The organism is Streptomyces sp. MMS24-W38 (assembly GCF_059889265.1).
On the sequence record NZ_JCBCPP010000001.1, the window covers coordinates 4680910 to 4697185 of the forward strand.

Here is a 16276-nt window from a genome sequence, read left to right on the forward strand (position 1 = left end):
TGTCGTCCCGGTCGCGGGTGTCAGGCGTCGCCGCCCGCCGGGCCCGGGTCGGCCGCGGTGACGTCGAGCAGCCGGTAGCGGTCGATGGCCTGCTTCAGCACCGACCGGTCGAGGTGGCCCTCGCGGACCAGCTCCGTCAGCACCGCCACCACGATCGACTGCGCGTCGATGTGGAAGAACCGCCGGGCCGCCCCGCGGGTGTCCGCGAAGCCGAAGCCGTCCGCGCCCAGCGACTGGTACGTCCCCGGCACCCAGCGCGCGATCTGGTCCGGCACCGATCGCATCCAGTCCGACACCGCCACGACCGGCCCCTGCGCCGAGGCCAGCTTCCGCGTCACGTACGGGACGCGCTGCTCCTCCTCCGGGTGCAGCAGGTTGTGCCGCTCGCAGTCCACCGCCTCGCGCCGCAGCTCGTTCCAGGAGGTCGCCGACCAGACGTCGGCCTTGACGTCCCACTCCTCGGCGAGGATCTTCTGCGCCTCGATCGCCCAGGGCACCGCGACACCGGAGGCGAGGATCTGGGCGGGCAGGCTGCCCGCCGCGCCCTCGCTGAAGCGGTAGAGGCCCTTCACGATGCCCTCCGCGTCCACGTTTTCCGGCTCGGCCGGGTGCTGGATGGGCTCGTTGTAGACGGTCAGGTAGTAGAAGACGTCCTCGCCGTGCGGGTGCTGCTCGTCGCCGCCGTACATCCGGCGCAGACCGTCCTGCACGATGTGCGCGATCTCGTAGCCGAACGCCGGGTCGTACGCGACGCAGCCCGGGTTCGTGGACGCCAGCAGCTGCGAGTGTCCGTCCGCGTGCTGAAGGCCCTCACCGGTCAGGGTCGTACGCCCCGCGGTCGCGCCCAGGACGAAACCGCGCGCCAGCTGGTCGGCCATCTGCCAGAACTGGTCACCGGTGCGCTGGAAACCGAACATCGAGTAGAAGACGTACACCGGGATGAGCGGCTCGCCGTGCGTGGCGTACGCCGAGCCGGCCGCGATCAGCGAGGCCGTGCAGCCGGCCTCGGAGATGCCGTCGTGCAGCATCTGCCCGTTCGGCGCCTCCTTGTACGCGAGCAGCAGCTCCCGGTCCACGGACTCGTACTGCTGGCCCAGCGGATTGTAGATCTTCGCGCTCGGGAAGAACGAGTCCATGCCGAACGTGCGGTACTCGTCCGGCGCGATCAGTACGAACCGCTTGCCGATCTCCTTGTCCCGCATGAGCTCCTTGAGGAGCCGGACGAAGGCCATGGTCGTCGCGATGGACTGCTGACCCGAGCCCTTCTTCACACTCGCGTACGCCTGGTCGCCGGGCAGCGCGAGCGGCTCGGAGCGCACGACGCGGGTCGGCACGTATCCGCCGCAGGACTTGCGGCGGTCGTGCATGTACTGGATCTCCTCCGAGTCGCGGCCCGGGTGGTAGTACGGCGGCAGGCCGGACTCCAGGTCCTTGTCGGCGATCGGGAGGTGCAGGCGGTCCCGGAAGCCCTTGAGGTCGTCGACCGTCAGCTTCTTCATCTGGTGCGTGGCGTTGCGGCCCTCGAAGTTCGGACCCAGCGTCCAGCCCTTGACCGTCTTGGCGAGGATCACCGTCGGCTGGCCCTTGTGCTCCAGGGCCGCCTTGTAGGCCGCGTAGATCTTCCGGTGGTCGTGACCGCCGCGGCCCAGGTGCAGGATCTGGTCGTCGGTCATGCCCTCGACCATGGCGCGCAGCCGGTGGTCGTCGCCGAAGAAGTGGTCGCGGATGTACGCCCCGGACTCGGTGGCGTACGTCTGGTACTGGCCGTCCGGCGTGGTGTTCATCCGGTTGACCAGCACACCGTCCCGGTCCTGGGCGAGCAGCGGGTCCCAGGTGCGGTCCCAGACGAGCTTGATCACGTTCCAGCCGGCGCCCCGGAAGATGGACTCCAGCTCCTGGATGATCTTGCCGTTGCCGCGCACCGGCCCGTCGAGGCGTTGCAGGTTGCAGTTGACGACGAAGGTCAGGTTGTCCAGGTTCTCACGGGCGGCGATGGACAGCTGGCCCAGCGACTCGGGCTCGTCCATCTCGCCGTCGCCGAGGAACGCCCACACGTGCGACTTCGAGGTGTCGGTGATGCCGCGCGCCTGCATGTAGCGGTTCATCCGGGCCTGGTAGATCGCGCCGATCGGGCCGAGGCCCATCGACACCGTCGGGAACTCCCAGAAGTCCGGCATCGACCGCGGGTGCGGATACGACGACAGCGCCTCGGGCGCCTTCGACTTCTCCTGCCGGAAGCCGTCCAGCTGCCGCTCGGTGAGCCGGTCCAGCAGGTACGCGCGCGCGTAGATGCCCGGCGAGGCGTGGCCCTGGAAGAAGACCTGGTCGCCGCCGTCGCCCGCGTCCTTGCCGCGGAAGAAGTGGTTGAAGCCCACGTCGTACAGCGACGCCGAGGACGCGAACGTGGCGATGTGGCCGCCGACGCCGATCCCGGGCCGCTGCGCGCGCGAGACCATCACCGCGGCGTTCCACCGGGTCGCGTTGAGGATCCTGCGCTCGATCTCCTCGTTGCCCGGGAAGAACGGCTCCGCGCGGGTGGGGATCGTGTTGACGTAGTCCGTGCTGCGCATCTCGGGCACGGCCACGCGCCGCTCGCGCGCGCGCTCGATCAGTCGCAGCATCAGATAACGGGCCCGCTCCCGGCCGCGCTCGTCGACGGCGGCGTCGAGGGAGTCGAGCCACTCCTGCGTTTCCTCGGGGTCGAAGTCAGGAACCTGACTCGGAAGGCCACCAATGATGATCGGGTTGCGATCGGATGCGGAAGCCACGCTGTTCCTTACCTGTCAGAGGGCCGTGAAAGGGCCGCTGCGTCACTGATTTAGCCGTCTGCGCGCTCCCCATCGTCCACCCGGGGGCCGCACACGTCATCTCTACCGATAGGTAACCCGACCGCGACACCGGTACGGTGGCATACGGGGCGGGCCACGGACTCGTGCGAGTCTCGTACCCGTATACGGTTCCCAAACGCCCATAGAGGGCACAAGGGTGTGGTGTGCGTCACTGTGAGCCAGGATGATGTGCCTGGAGTTGCGGTGACCCGGCCGGGATCGTCACCGTTTCGGCGGTCCCTGCGGCCGGGTACTTGCGCGAACCGCCCCGCCCGTGTGGACTACGGCCAACGCCGCGCGCCCGCGCGCGGCTGCGACAATTGGCGAAATTCCCAAACCATGATCAGGAGGCAAACCGTGAGCGCGACCGCGGACCACGCGGAGGAGCGGACGAACCCTGCCGCCAGGCTGGGGTTCCAGCCCGGGCAGGTGGTCCAGGAGATCGGCTACGACGACGACGTAGACCAGGAGCTCCGCGAGGCCATCGAGGGCGTCATCGAGAGCGACCTGGTCGACGAGGACTACGACGACGTGGCTGACGCCGTTGTGCTGTGGTTCCGCGACGACGACGGCGACCTGACGGACGCGCTGGTGGACGCCGGCACGTACATCGAAGAGGGCGGTGCCATCCTGCTCCTCACGCCGAAGACAGGCCGTTCGGGCTACGTCGAGCCGAGTGACATCTCGGAGGCCGCCACCACGGCGGGCCTGACGGCGGCCAAGAGCGTCAGCGTGGGCAAGGACTGGAGCGGCAGCCGGCTGGCCACGCCGAAGGCCGCCAAGTCCAGGAGGTAGCCGCGGCGGAGGCGGTCCCGGCGGCGGCACTCCCGCCGCCGGGACCGCACCCCGTTCGAACCCGGACGGGCCGACCGGATCGGCCCGTCCGGCCCACTGTCGTACCCCGTGCGTAGGGTGGTCCCCGGGAACGAACCGGGAACAGCACCCCTGAAGGGACGAACGAGGCGATGGCGATCCAGGTCGGCGACAAGGCCCCCGACTTCGAGCTCAAGGACAACCACGGCGCGCCCGTACGGCTGTCCGACCACCTCGGACAGCGGAACGTGGTGCTCGTCTTCTACCCCTTCGCCTTCACCGGCGTGTGCACCGGGGAGCTGCGCGAACTGCGCGACAACCTGCCGCTCCTCGCCGACCGCGACACCCAGCTGCTCGCCGTCTCCAACGACTCCATCCACACCCTGCGCGTCTTCGCCGAGCAGGAGGGCCTGGAGTACCCCCTGTTGTCGGACTTCTGGCCGCACGGCGAGGTCTCACGCGCGTACGGCGTCTTCGACGAGGGCAAGGGCTGCGCCGTGCGGGGGACCTTCGTCATCGACCGGGAGGGCATCGTGCGCTGGACGGTCGTCAACGCGTTGCCCGACGCACGTGACCTGAATGAGTACGTCGAGGCGCTCGACGCGCTGTGAGCACGTCCGACACCTCGTGATTCCCCGCCCCGGGGCCTGCGGCGGCCGGGAACCCATCACTAGGATCGACACGTTGATCTGACATCCAACGCACGACGGGGCTTTTTGCCCCCGGACATCAATGGAGGACTCGTGGGAGTCAGCCTCAGCAAGGGCGGCAACGTTTCGCTGACCAAGGAGGCACCGGGCCTGACCGCGGTCATCGTCGGACTGGGGTGGGACGTCCGTACCACGACCGGCACCGACTTCGACCTGGACGCCAGCGCGCTGCTGGTGAACAACACCGGCAAGGTCGCCAACGACGCCAACTTCGTCTTCTTCAACAACCTCAAGAGCCCCGACGGCTCGGTCGAGCACACCGGCGACAACCTCACCGGTGAGGGCGAGGGCGACGACGAGCAGATCAAGGTCGACCTCGCCGGTGTCCCGGCGGAGATCGAGAAGATCGTCTTCCCGGTCTCCATCTACGACGCCGAGAACCGCCAGCAGTCCTTCGGCCAGGTGCGCAACGCGTTCATCCGCGTCGTCAACCAGGCCGGCGGCGCCGAGATCGCCCGCTACGACCTGTCGGAGGACGCCTCCACGGAGACCGCCATGGTCTTCGGCGAGCTGTACCGGCACGGTGCCGAGTGGAAGTTCCGCGCCATCGGCCAGGGCTACGCCTCCGGCCTGCGCGGCATCGCCCAGGACTTCGGGGTGAACGTCTGAGACGGTCACGTCCCGGGCGCCGCCCGGGCCCGGCCGCCTCGCACGGCCGTTCTGTCCGGCGTCACACGGTTTACGTGTGGCGCCGGACGCGCAGGACCACCTGAGAAACATCACGGGCCTGTCTTTCGGTTCATCCCGACTCCGAGAGACAGTGCCTTGGCCAAGCCCCGGTGAGCGGGGTCCGGTGCGGTCATCTGCAAGGCGGAGGAGGGAGTCATGGCGGAGCCATGGCGGCCGACGACAACACGGCAGATGTGCGTGCCAGAACCCCGCGTCTCCGGGAGGAACCGAAAGACAGGCCCTAAGGGGAGGGATCAGCAAGATGGGCGTCACGCTTGCCAAGGGGGGAAACGTCTCCCTGTCCAAGGCCGCGCCGAATCTCACGCAGGTGATGATCGGGCTCGGTTGGGACGCGCGCTCCACCACCGGAGCCCCCTTCGACCTCGACGCCAGCGCACTGATGTGCAGCGACGGCCGGGTCATGGGGGACGAGTGGTTCATCTTCTACAACCAGCTCACGAGCCCGGACGGCTCGGTGCAGCACACCGGTGACAACCTCACCGGCGAGGGCGACGGCGACGACGAGTCCCTGCTGGTCGACCTCGCCAAGGTGCCGGTCCGGTGCGACAAGATTGTCTTTCCGGTCTCCATCCATCTGGCCGACGACCGAGGCCAGGCTTTCGGCCAGGTCAGCAATGCCTTCATCCGGGTCGTCAACCAGGCGGACGGTCAGGAGCTCGCACGGTACGACCTGTCGGAGGACGCCTCCACCGAAACCGCGATGATCTTCGGTGAGCTCTACCGCTATCAGGGCGAGTGGAAGTTCAGGGCGGTGGGCCAGGGGTACGCGTCCGGGCTGCGGGGCATCGCTCTAGACTTCGGAGTCAATGTTTCGTAAAGCCGACTTCGGCAGCGGGGAGAGTCTCCTCCGGAGATCGTCCGGGGGAGCCCCCAACACATGATGGGGTAGCCAGTGGTTCTGAAAACCTTCGGCTGGTCGTTCGCGGTCACCGCGCTCGGTCTGGTCGCAGCGATCCTTTTCGGGGGGTGGACCGCCTTTGGCATCGTGGCGATCCTGTCGATCCTCGAGATCTCGCTGTCCTTCGACAACGCGGTGGTCAACGCCGGGATCCTGAAGAAGATGAATGCCTTCTGGCAGAAGATCTTCCTCACGGTCGGCATTCTGATCGCCGTCTTCGGCATGCGGCTGGTCTTCCCCGTCGTGATCGTCGCCATCAGCGCCCAGCTCGGTCCGATCGAGGCGGTCGATCTGGCCTTCAGCGACAAGGACCGGTACCAGCAACTCGTCACCGACGCCCACCCGTCGATCGCCGCGTTCGGTGGCATGTTCCTGCTGATGATCTTCCTGGACTTCGTGTTCGAGGACCGGGAGATCAAGTGGCTGACCTGGATCGAGCGCCCGCTCTCCAAGCTCGGCAAGGTCGACATGCTGTCGGTCTGCGTCGCGCTGATCGTCCTGCTGATCGCCTCCCTGACCGTCGGGGCCAACGCCCACCAGCACGGCGGCCTCCATGTCGACAAGGCGGAGACCGTCCTCCTCGCCGGCATCGGGGGTCTGATCACCTACATGATCGTGGGCGGACTCTCCGGCTACTTCGAGGACAAACTCGAAGAGGAGGAGGAACGCGAGCACGAGGAGGAGGAGAAGGCCGTGCGCGCCGGGAAGCCCCGCTCGGCGGTCGCGCTGGCCGGCAAGGCCGCGTTCTTCATGTTCCTCTACCTGGAGGTCCTGGACGCGTCCTTCTCCTTCGACGGTGTGATCGGCGCCTTCGCCATCACCAACGACATCGTGCTGATGGCCCTGGGCCTGGGCATCGGCGCCATGTACGTCCGTTCGCTGACGGTCTACCTGGTCCGCCAGGGCACCCTCGACGAGTACGTCTACCTGGAGCACGGCGCGCACTACGCCATCGGCGCGCTCGCCGCCCTGCTGCTCGTCACGATCCAGTACGAGATCAACGAGATCATCACCGGCCTGATCGGTGTCGTCCTGATCGGCGCCTCCTTCTGGTCCTCCGTGCGCCGCAACAAGGCGATCGCGGCGGCCGGGGGGACCCCGGAGAAGACCGAGGTCTCGTCCGGGGTGTGACAGCCCTCCGCGTGAGGAACGCTCTGTTCGGGGCGGCCGTCGAGGACCACTCCTCGGGGCCGCCCCGTCGGCCGTTGCGGGGACGGCGGAACAGCGGGACGGCGGGACAGCACGGCAGCGGGGCCGGCGGGGTTCCACGAGCGGACTTGGGGCGGGAATGGGATTTCTGGACGGACTGTGGCGCGGGAAAGAGACCGCCTTCGACTCGGGCAACGCGGCCACCAACGCCATCGAGCTGACCAAACGGCACGCGCAGGTGTCCCTGACCAAACAGGGCGCGGCCAACGGCCATCTGCGGATCAACCTGAGCTGGCGGATGCGGACCTCCGACCTGGGCGGCGCCCAGCGGGAGAGCCTGCTGCGGCACCCGCTCAAGGCGCTCAAGCCCCCGGAGGTCGTCGCCCACAGCCAGAGCATGGTCAACGTCGACCTGGACCTGGGCTGTCTGTACGAACTCCAGGACGGCACCAAGGGCGTGGTCCAGCCGCTCGGCGGCTTCCTCGGCGACGTCAACGCGGCGCCGTACATCAAGCTCAGCGGCGACGACCGGTTCGGCTCGGCCTCCGGTGAGACGATCTACGTCAACCTGGACCACCGCGAGCACATCAAACGCCTGCTGGTCTTCGCGTACATCTACGACCAGACGCCCGCGTTCGACCGTACGCACGCCATCGTCACCCTGTTCCCGAGCAACGGCCCGCGGATCGAGATAGGCCTGGACGAACGCCATCCGCAGGCCCGCTCCTGCGCGGTGGTGATGATCGAGAACGTCAAGGGCGAGATCCTGGTCCGCCGCGAGGTGAAGTTCGTCTACGGCTTCCAGGCGGAACTCGACCGCCTGTACGGGTGGGGCCTGCAGTGGGGCCGCGGCTTCAAGTCGAAGGTGGACCGCTAGGGCCTGTCCGGCGGAGCAGGCCGCAGGAAAACGGCGGCGCCTTGTCAGCGCTGGTGAGCGGGGTCTGGTGCGGTCAGCTGCAAGGCGGAGGAGGGAGCCATGGCGACCGACGACAACGCGGCAGATGGGCGTGCCGGACCCCCGCGTCTGCGGCCTGCTCCGCCGGACAGGTCCTAAGGCCCCACCCGGGCCGGGGCCCCATCGGGCCAGGCCCTACCGTCCGATGAACTGAGGCCCCTGTGGGGGCAGGCGGAAGTCGGGGTCGGGGGCGCCGGGCGCGGGGGGCGGGTAGCCGTAGCCGGACGGCGCTCCCGCGGCGGCCGCCGCGGGCGGCGTCTGCGGGTAACCGTAGGCGGGCCGCCCGGTCGTCTGCGGGTAGCCGTACGCCGGCTGCGCGGCCGGGGGCTGCTGCGGCGGATACCCGTACGCGGGCTGCGCCGGCACCCCTGCCGGCTGCTCGGGCGGCAGGGGCCCGGACAGATCCGTCGCGGCCGGGGCCTGCGGCTGGGTCAGCGCGTCGGGACGGACCGGGGTCCCGGTCGCGGCGGACGTGTCCGGGCGGCCGGGGTCGGCGGCCGAGGGGTCCTGCGCCGCCTCCGACTCGTCCACCGAGATGCCGAAGTCCGTCGCCAGGCCCTTCAGCCCGTTCGAGTAGCCCTCGCCGAGCGCCCGGAACTTCCAGCCCTCCCCGCGCCGGTACAGCTCACCGCAGATCAGCGCCGTCTCCTGGCCCGTCTCCGGCTTGACGTCGAAGTACGCCAGCGGCTCCGCGTCGGGCGCCTGCGCGTCGAACAGCAGGATGCGCAGCGTGTGCACCTGGTCGAAGGTGACGCCGTCCGCCGACGCCACCAGCAGGATCCGCCCCACGCCGTCCTCGACCCCGTCGAGGTCTGTCTGGATCGTGTCGGTCAGCCCCTCGGCGACCCGCTTCTTGCCGAGCCGCCACACCGTGCCGGACGGGTGCCGGGGCTGGTTGTAGAAGACGAAGTCCTCGTCCGAGCGCACCCGGTCGTCGAGCCCCAGGAGCAGCGCGGACGCGTCCACGTCCGGCACACCCTGCCCCGGGGACCAGCGCAGGACGGCGCGTACCGTGGTGGCTTGGAGCGGGACGTTCGACCCCTTCAGCATGGCGTGCGTCATACGGTCATCCTGCCCTCTCCGTCCTGATCACGACAATGCGGGGGGTAGCGAGACGGTATGGGAACGACACGGCCGGGTCACCTCGAGTTCACACCGGGCGGGAACCGCCGACATCGTTCCGTACGTACTATTACCGGCCACCTTCCGACATTCCACAGCATGCCCAACGGCCACGGGGGAGTTCAATGCGTCACTTCGGACAGATCGCCCCGGCGGTGCGGAAACGTCTCTTCTACCGGGAGCCGGGCGTGTTCACGCAGGAGTCACCGGCCCAGCTGCTCTCCACGGCCCTGGGCGCCACGCTGTACAGCCCCGCGACCCGCCCCCGGCTCGCCGACGACATCGTCAAGCAGGCCGGGCGCGGCGTGGTCTCGATGGTGCTGTGCCTCGAGGACTCCATCGGCGACGAGGACGTGCTCGCCGGCGAGGTGAACCTCGTCCGCCAGCTCGCCGACCTGGCCGGCCGGCCGGCGGCCGATCTGCCGCTGCTGTTCATCCGGGTCCGGACCCCGGACCAGATACCGGACCTCGTCCGGCGTCTCGGCCCGGCCCTCTCGCTGCTGTCCGGATTCGTCCTGCCGAAGTTCACCGAGGAACGCGGCGTGTCCTTCCTGGAGGCCCTCGCCCTCGCCGAGGCCGAGAGCGGACACCGCCTCTTCGCCATGCCGGTGCTGGAGTCGCCGGAGCTGCTCTACCGCGAGACACGCGTGGAGACCCTCGAAGGCATCCTCCGCGCGGTCGACAAGTACCGCGACCGGGTCCTCGCCCTGCGCCTCGGCGTGACCGACTTCTGCTCCCCGTACGGGCTGCGCCGCGGCCCCGACATGACCGCCTACGACATCCAGATCGTCGCCTCCGTGATCGCCGACGTGGTGAACATGCTGGCCCGCGCCGACGGCACCGGATTCACCGTGACGGGACCGGTCTGGGAGTACTTCCGGGTCCAGGAACGCATGTTCAAGCCACAACTGCGGCAGAGCCCCTTCCTGGAGGTACAGGCCGTGGAACTGCGCGCGACACTGATCGAGCACGCCATGGACGGCCTGCTGCGGGAGATCTCCCTCGACCGGGCCAACGGACTGCAGGGCAAGACCTGCATCCACCCCTCGCACGTGCTGCCCGTGCACGCGCTGTCCGTCGTCAGTCACGAGGAGTACAGCGACGCGCAGGACATCCTCCGGCCGGAACGCGACGGCGGGGGTGTCATGCGGTCGGCGTACACGAACAAGATGAACGAGGTGAAGCCGCACCGCGCCTGGGCCGAGCGGACCCTGCTGCGCGCCGAGGCCTTCGGCGTCGCCAACGAGGACATCGGGTTCGTGGAGCTGCTCGCGGCCGGCCTGGCGGAGTGACGGTACGGAGCGACGGCGAGAGGCTCGGAGAAGACAGTGAGAAGGCAGTGAACGAGGCAGTGCGCCGTGAGGCGCGCGACGGGTCGCCGACCGGCGCGGGCACGACCGGCGGGAGCGTCTGGCCCGGGAGCTGGGTCGCGGAGCGGCTCGGTGTCGAACTGGCCGGCGACGACCGGCTGACCGGGATGCTGGGCCTGGCCCTGCGCCGCAACCCCAAGCGGGCCCACCTGCTGGTGTCCAACGTCCTCGGCAAGCACGTGCCCAGCCCGCCGTCCGTCGTGTACGGCCACGGTGTCGCCCTCGGCCGCCGGGTCCGCGAACTGCTGGGCGGACAGGCCCACCGGGCCGTGGTCCTCGGGTACGCGGAGACCGCGACCGGCCTCGGCCACTCGGTCGCCGACGGCCTGGGCGTCGCCCCCTGTCTGCACTCCACCCGCCGCCCGGTCCCCGGGGTGGCCACGGCGGGCGGTTTCGAGGAGTCCCACTCCCACGCGACCTCGCACCTGCTGCTCCCCGAGGACCCCGGGCTGCTGGCCGGGGACGGGCCGCTGGTCCTGGTCGACGACGAGTTCTCCACCGGCAACACGGTCCTGAACACCATCCGCGACCTGCACGCGCGCCATCCTCGGCGGCGGTACGTGGTGGTCGCCCTGGTCGACATGCGCTCGCCCGCCGACGCCGGGCGGCTGGACGAGTTCGCCCGCGAGATCGGGGCGCGAATCGACCTGGTGACGACCGCGTCGGGCACGGTGCGGTTGCCGGAGGGCGTCCTGGACAAGGGACAGGAGCTGGTGGCGCGGTACGAGGGCGTCACGGGGGGTGGTCGGTCGACCGCGCGATCAACCCAGGACGGCCCGCACCCGGACGACAGGCTCACGCGCGTGGATCTGTGCTGGCCCTCCGGCCTTCCCGACGGCGGGCGGCACGGGTTCACGCCCGAGCACCGCGCCCGCCTGGAGAGCGCGCTCCCCGAAATGGCGGCCCGCCTCGCAGAGGCACTCCCCGACGGCGCCCGCCGCGGCCGCAGCCGCATACTTGTCCTCGGCTTCGAGGAGCTGATGTACGCCCCGCTCCGCCTCGCCCACGCGCTGGAACAGAAGCTGGAACAGGAACAGGAACTGGAACAGGGGCAGAGGCCGGAGCAGGCGGCGGCCGGGGCGACCGGCACCGAGGTGCGCTTCTCGACCACCACCCGCTCACCCGTCCTCGCCGTCGACGACCCCGGCTACGCGATACGCACCCGACTGGTCTTCCCCGCCCACGACGACCCCGCCGACGGCCCCGGCGAGCGCTACGCCTACAACGTCGCGGGCGCCGGCTTCGACGCCGTCGTCGCGGTCGTCGACTCGGCCGCCGACACCCCCGTGCTGCACGCGCCCGGCGGTCTGCTGGCCGAGCTCGCCGCGCACACCCCGCAGGTCCTCCTGGCGGTCATACCGTCGTACGTCCCCGCGCCCTCTCACGGACCCGCCGGACCCGACATACCCGCCGGACCCGACGCCCTCGAAAGGCCCGCCTCCATGCTGCCCGAGCCCCTCCGCGGCCCCGCCTTCTCCTCGTACGCGCCCGAGGAGGTCGGCTGGCTGCTCCAGGACCTCTCGGACGTCACCCTGGAGGCGCCGACCGAGGAGCGCGAGGAGGCCATCCAGAGCGGCGGCGCGCACTACGCCGAGTCGCTGCCCGTCGAGTACCAGCCGAGCGAGCAGTACCAGCGGCTGTTCCACGCGGCCCTCAAGGCCTCGGCGGCCCGCCTCGCCCACGCGGTCGGCGTGGTCACCGAGACCGTGCTCGCCGAACTCCCCCACTCTCGGCTTCGCTCGAGCGGGGGGACCCCCACACCCCGCCCGGTACTCGTCTCCCTGGCCCGCGCGGGCACCCCCGTCGGCATCCTGATGCGCCGCTGGGCCCGACACCGGCACCAACTCGACCTCCCGCACTACGCCGTCTCCATCGTCCGCGGCCGCGGCATCGACGCCAACGCACTGCGCTGGCTGGCCGAGCACCACGACCCCCGGGACGTCGTCTTCGTCGACGGCTGGACCGGCAAGGGCGCCATCACTCGTGAACTCGCCCAGGCCGTACAGGAGTTCGAGAAGACCCACGGTGTCACCGGCTTCGACCCGGAGATCGCGGTGCTGGCCGACCCCGGCTCCTGCGTACGGACCTACGGCACCCGCGAGGACTACCTGATCCCCTCCGCCTGCCTCAACTCGACCGTCTCCGGCCTCGTCTCACGCACCGTGCTGCGGGCCGACCTGGTCGGCCCGGACGACTTCCACGGCGCCAAGTTCTACCGAGAACTCGCCGACGCGGACGCCTCGGTGGCCTTCCTGGACGCCGTCTCCGCCCGCTTCCCCGAGGTCGCGGACGCCGCCTGCGCCCAGGCCAAGGAACTGCTCGCCACCGACCGCACCCCCACCTGGGAGGGCTGGGCCGCCGTCGAGCGCATCAGCGAGGAGTACGGCATCCACGACGTGAACCTCGTCAAGCCCGGCGTCGGCGAGACCACCCGGGTGCTGCTGCGCCGGGTGCCCTGGAAGATACTGGCGCGGGCCGGGGCGGGCAGCGACCTCGACCACGTCCGGCTGCTGGCCGAACAGCGGGGCGTCCCCGTCGAGGAGGTCGACGGACTTCCGTACACCTGCGTCGGGTTGATCCACCCCCGGTACACGCGCGGCGCGACCGGCGCCGACGGCAGGGCGGTGACCCGCTGATGTCCGTCCTCGTCGCCAGTGACCTCGACCGCACGCTCATCTACTCCGCCGGCGCGCTCGCCCTGGCCGTGCCCGACGCCGAGGCACCCCGCCTGCTGTGCGTGGAGGTCTACGAGAGCCGCCCGCTGTCCTTCATGACGGAGACGGCGGCCGGACTGCTCGCCGAACTCGGTGACAGCGCGGTGTTCGTACCGACGACCACCCGCACCCGCGAGCAGTACGGGCGCATCAGCCTCCCCGGCCCCCCGCCGGCCTACGCCATCTGCGCCAACGGCGGCCATCTCCTGGTCGACGGCGTGTCCGACCCCGACTGGCACGCCCGGGTGACCGCACACCTCGCCGCCGAGTGCGCCCCGCTCTCCGAGGTGCAGGACCATCTGCTGCGGACCGCCGAACCGGCCTGGACCCTCAAGCACCGGGTCGCCGAGGACCTCTTCGCCTACCTCGTCGTCGAGCGCCGGCTGCTGGACGAGGAGTGGGTGAAGGAACTCGCCGTGTGGGCGGAGAACCGGGGCTGGACGGTCTCCCTGCAGGGGCGCAAGATCTACGCCGTACCGAAGCCGCTCACCAAGAGCGCGGCCATGCGTGAGGTCGCCCGCCGCACCGGTGCCGACCTCACCCTCGCGGCCGGCGACTCCCTCCTCGACGCCGACCTGCTGCTCGCCGCCGACCGGGGCTGGCGCCCCGGCCACGGCGAACTGGCCGACGCCGACTGGACGGCCCCCGGGATCACGGCACTGCCCGAGCGCGGGGTGCTGGCCGGCGAGCGCATCCTGCGGGAGTTCCTGCACACGGTGCGCTCCGCCCGTTGACACCGGCGGTCTCGGCGAGGCCCTCATACGTGCCTCTATATGTTTCTGTGGGGGCAGACCGAGAGGGGATGGAACAGTGGCCGCGCACACGACGTCACGCCGGAGTCAGCAGGAACGCACGAAGGCGACCACGGACGCCCTGCTCTCGGCCGCTCGCGAGCTCTTCGCCGAGCAGGGGTTCGCGGCCACCTCACTGGGGGCGATCTGTGAGCGGGCCGGCGTGACGCGCGGCGCGTTCTACCACCACTTCAGCAACAAGGAGCAGATCTTCCGCGAGGTGTACACGGCGGAGCAGAAGGGGCTGGCGGCAGTCGTCCGGCGGGCGTTTTGGACGGAGCGGGACCCGTGGGACGGGATGTTCGCGGGGTGCAAGGCCCTCCTTGAGGCCTCCCTCGAGCCGACCGTACGCCGGATCACGCTGGTCGAAGCGCCGGGTGCGCTCGACTGGGTCGCCCTGCGGGACATCCAGGCCGGTTGCAAGGAGCAGATGCACAGGGGGCTGGCCATCGCCGTCGAGGCGGGCTGCATCCCCGCCCGCCCACTGGCCCCGCTCACCTCGCTGTTGTACGGCGCGATCTGCGAGAGCGCCCTGGACATCGCTCGCGCCGAGGACCAGCGTGCGGCGCTGCGGGACACACTGACGCAGCTGGACCTGCTGCTCGCCGGAGCAGCCAGCCGTTCGGCCTCGGGCTGCGCGCACCAGGAGTAGCCGCTTCTCACCCGGCCCTGCCACCCCTCATCTGCCATTTCGCATTTACATGCATGCTGTAGGTATGTATGTTCGGGATGCTGGGCAGTCCGGACGGAGAAGCGGAGGGTTCGAGCATGCGCGCGATACGACAGGGCGAATGGGGTGGCACGGAGACCATGGCGCTGGTCGAGACGGAAGCGCCCGAGCCGGTCTTCGGCGAGGTACTGGTCAAGGTGGTCGCGGCCGGGGTCAACCCGGTGGACGTCTACACGCGCCAGGGTGTCGCCTACAACCGCGTACTGGACCTGCCGTTCGTCAACGGGTGGGATGTCGCCGGAGTGGTGGAGCAAGTCGGCTACGGGACCACCCGTTTCCAGGTGGGCGACCGCGTGCTGGGTATGCCGTGGTTCCCTCGGGCGGCCGGTGCCTACGCCGAGTACGCCACCGCGCCGGCCCGCCATTTCGCCCGCATGCCGGACGAGCTGAGCTTCGCCCAGGCCGCCGCCCTGCCCCTGGCCGGACTGACGGCGTGGCAGATGCTCACCGAGGTCGCCCGTGTCGAACCGGGGCAGCGGGTCCTCGTCTCGGGTGCGGCGGGCGGTGTGGGTCATCTGGCCGTCCAGATCGCCAAGGCGCGCGGCGCCCATGTCATCGGCACCGCCCGCGCGGCCAAGCACGCGTTCCTGGCCGGCCTGGGGGCCGACGAGACGGTCGACTACACCGCCACCGACGTGTCCGCCGCAGTGCGTGACGTGGATGTCGTCATCCAGATGTTCGGAGGTGAACCCGGACTCGAGGCGCTCGAATGCCTGCGGCCGGGCGGGATCCTCGTCAGCGCGCAGGCCGCCTGGACCCCCGGGCTGCACCAGCGGGCCGCCGAGCTCGGCGTGCGCGCCCGCGGATACCTCGTCGACCCGGACGCCGCAGGCCTCGAGGCGCTCACCGACCTCGTCCGAAAGGGGCGACTCAGAGTGCACATCGACAAGGAATTTCCGCTGGTCCAGGCCGCGGAGGCCCACCATCTGATAGCCCAGGGCCGCACCACCGGCAAGATCGTCCTCAAGGTCGCCGAACCGGTCTGAGCGGACCGGCGACCAGGCTCCCCACCACGCGATCACCGAACTCCGAGGAGACCGACGTGATCGAGGGGCACGCATCGTCCACACCGGCCGACGTCGTACGGACCTACGCTGCGGCCGAGAGCCGCGCCGACGAGGCGAACGGATCCGATACGACGTGGAGAACCGGACCTGAAGGTTTCCTGAGGTGGACCGCGGTGCGGTGCGGTGCGGTCCACCGGGTCAGGGGCCGTCAGCCGCAGCAGCCACCGCCGCAGCAGCCACCGCCCCCACCGCCCGCACGGGGTGCGGCGGCAGGGGCGGAGGCGGCGCCGCCCACGGCGACCGTGGACAGGAGCTTCACCGTGTCGTCGTGTCCCGACGGACAGTCGGCCGGGGCGGCGGACTCCGCCATGGGACGGCTCAGTTCGAAGGTGTCGCCGCAGGTCCGGCAGCGGTACTCATAACGAGGCATGCGCACAGGCTAACCGGCCGCCCCTGTGCGTGGTGGGGGAGCGGGGCGCGGGAGCGACGCGCCGGTCGG

14 protein-coding genes are annotated in these 16276 nt (G+C 70.2%); 11 read left to right on the top strand and 3 right to left on the bottom strand.

Annotation, left to right across the window (positions count from 1 at the left end; all coding sequences use genetic code 11):
- Positions 1 to 20 precede the first annotated feature (20 nt).
- Positions 21 to 2768, bottom strand: coding sequence for a pyruvate dehydrogenase (acetyl-transferring), homodimeric type (aceE, locus tag AC6F7H_RS20225; protein ID WP_500758332.1), 2748 nt, complete (start codon positions 2766 to 2768; stop codon positions 21 to 23).
- 417 nt (positions 2769 to 3185) lie between these two features.
- Between aceE and AC6F7H_RS20230 the strand changes: the two genes are divergently transcribed.
- The 6 genes from AC6F7H_RS20230 (at position 3186) to AC6F7H_RS20255 (ending at position 7965) form a co-directional block, all read left to right on the top strand.
- On the top strand, positions 3186 to 3623 hold the full coding sequence (locus tag AC6F7H_RS20230) for a DUF3052 domain-containing protein (RefSeq protein WP_042170042.1): 438 nt from the start codon (positions 3186 to 3188) through the stop codon (positions 3621 to 3623).
- 170 nt (positions 3624 to 3793) lie between these two features.
- Complete coding sequence (locus AC6F7H_RS20235; protein WP_363035543.1) at positions 3794 to 4252, top strand: peroxiredoxin; 459 nt, start codon at positions 3794 to 3796, stop codon at positions 4250 to 4252.
- Between the two features lie 132 nt (positions 4253 to 4384).
- The gene (locus AC6F7H_RS20240) at positions 4385 to 4960 is read left to right on the top strand and encodes a TerD family protein (RefSeq protein WP_500758333.1); all 576 of its coding nucleotides are present in this window, start codon (positions 4385 to 4387) and stop codon (positions 4958 to 4960) included.
- Positions 4961 to 5282: 322 nt separating this feature from the next.
- Positions 5283 to 5858 carry a TerD family protein gene (locus AC6F7H_RS20245; protein WP_500758334.1) on the top strand — a complete coding sequence of 192 codons (576 nt, stop codon included), beginning with the start codon at positions 5283 to 5285 and terminating at the stop codon, positions 5856 to 5858.
- A 75-nt stretch (positions 5859 to 5933) separates the two neighbouring features.
- Positions 5934 to 7070, top strand: a complete 1137-nt coding sequence (locus AC6F7H_RS20250) for a DUF475 domain-containing protein (RefSeq protein ID WP_500758335.1) — start codon at positions 5934 to 5936, stop codon at positions 7068 to 7070.
- A 157-nt stretch (positions 7071 to 7227) separates the two neighbouring features.
- Positions 7228 to 7965 (top strand): TerD family protein, encoded by a 738-nt coding sequence (locus tag AC6F7H_RS20255; protein ID WP_500758336.1) that lies wholly within the window; start codon positions 7228 to 7230, stop codon positions 7963 to 7965.
- A 213-nt stretch (positions 7966 to 8178) separates the two neighbouring features.
- Here AC6F7H_RS20255 and AC6F7H_RS20260 read toward each other — a convergent pair whose 3' ends face one another.
- On the bottom strand, positions 8179 to 9105 hold the full coding sequence (locus AC6F7H_RS20260) for a TerD family protein (protein ID WP_500758337.1): 927 nt from the start codon (positions 9103 to 9105) through the stop codon (positions 8179 to 8181).
- Positions 9106 to 9290: 185 nt separating this feature from the next.
- Here AC6F7H_RS20260 and AC6F7H_RS20265 point away from each other — a divergent pair, with 185 nt between their 5' ends.
- From AC6F7H_RS20265 to AC6F7H_RS20285, 5 genes are all read left to right on the top strand, one after another.
- Complete coding sequence (locus AC6F7H_RS20265; protein ID WP_500758338.1) at positions 9291 to 10457, top strand: HpcH/HpaI aldolase/citrate lyase family protein; 1167 nt, start codon at positions 9291 to 9293, stop codon at positions 10455 to 10457.
- A gap of 59 nt (positions 10458 to 10516) precedes the next feature.
- Positions 10517 to 13171: a phosphoribosyltransferase gene (locus AC6F7H_RS20270; RefSeq protein WP_500761961.1), complete on the top strand. Its 2655-nt coding sequence runs from the start codon at positions 10517 to 10519 to the stop codon at positions 13169 to 13171.
- Entirely contained in the window at positions 13171 to 13983 is an 813-nt protein-coding gene (locus AC6F7H_RS20275; protein ID WP_500758339.1) for an HAD family hydrolase, read from the top strand. The genes AC6F7H_RS20270 and AC6F7H_RS20275 overlap by 1 nt, the downstream gene beginning before the upstream one ends.
- A gap of 76 nt (positions 13984 to 14059) precedes the next feature.
- Entirely contained in the window at positions 14060 to 14692 is a 633-nt protein-coding gene (locus AC6F7H_RS20280; protein WP_500758340.1) for a TetR/AcrR family transcriptional regulator, read from the top strand.
- Between the two features lie 116 nt (positions 14693 to 14808).
- Positions 14809 to 15756, top strand: coding sequence for an NADP-dependent oxidoreductase (locus AC6F7H_RS20285; RefSeq protein ID WP_500758341.1), 948 nt, complete (start codon positions 14809 to 14811; stop codon positions 15754 to 15756).
- A 229-nt stretch (positions 15757 to 15985) separates the two neighbouring features.
- Here AC6F7H_RS20285 and AC6F7H_RS20290 read toward each other — a convergent pair whose 3' ends face one another.
- A complete protein-coding gene (locus AC6F7H_RS20290) occupies positions 15986 to 16207 on the bottom strand; it encodes an FmdB family zinc ribbon protein (protein WP_363035527.1) in 222 nt (73 codons plus the stop codon).
- Positions 16208 to 16276 lie beyond the last annotated feature (69 nt).

Coding starts and splice junctions, on each gene's coding strand:
- AC6F7H_RS20235 (WP_363035543.1), top strand. CDS start 3,794: ATGGCGATCCAGGTCGGCGACAAGGCCCCCGACTTCGAGCTCAAGGAC.
- AC6F7H_RS20245 (WP_500758334.1), top strand. CDS start 5,283: ATGGGCGTCACGCTTGCCAAGGGGGGAAACGTCTCCCTGTCCAAGGCC.
- AC6F7H_RS20255 (WP_500758336.1), top strand. CDS start 7,228: ATGGGATTTCTGGACGGACTGTGGCGCGGGAAAGAGACCGCCTTCGAC.
- AC6F7H_RS20260 (WP_500758337.1), bottom strand. CDS start 9,105: ATGACGCACGCCATGCTGAAGGGGTCGAACGTCCCGCTCCAAGCCACC.
- AC6F7H_RS20265 (WP_500758338.1), top strand. CDS start 9,291: ATGCGTCACTTCGGACAGATCGCCCCGGCGGTGCGGAAACGTCTCTTC.
- AC6F7H_RS20275 (WP_500758339.1), top strand. CDS start 13,171: ATGTCCGTCCTCGTCGCCAGTGACCTCGACCGCACGCTCATCTACTCC.
- AC6F7H_RS20285 (WP_500758341.1), top strand. CDS start 14,809: ATGCGCGCGATACGACAGGGCGAATGGGGTGGCACGGAGACCATGGCG.
- AC6F7H_RS20290 (WP_363035527.1), bottom strand. CDS start 16,207: ATGCCTCGTTATGAGTACCGCTGCCGGACCTGCGGCGACACCTTCGAA.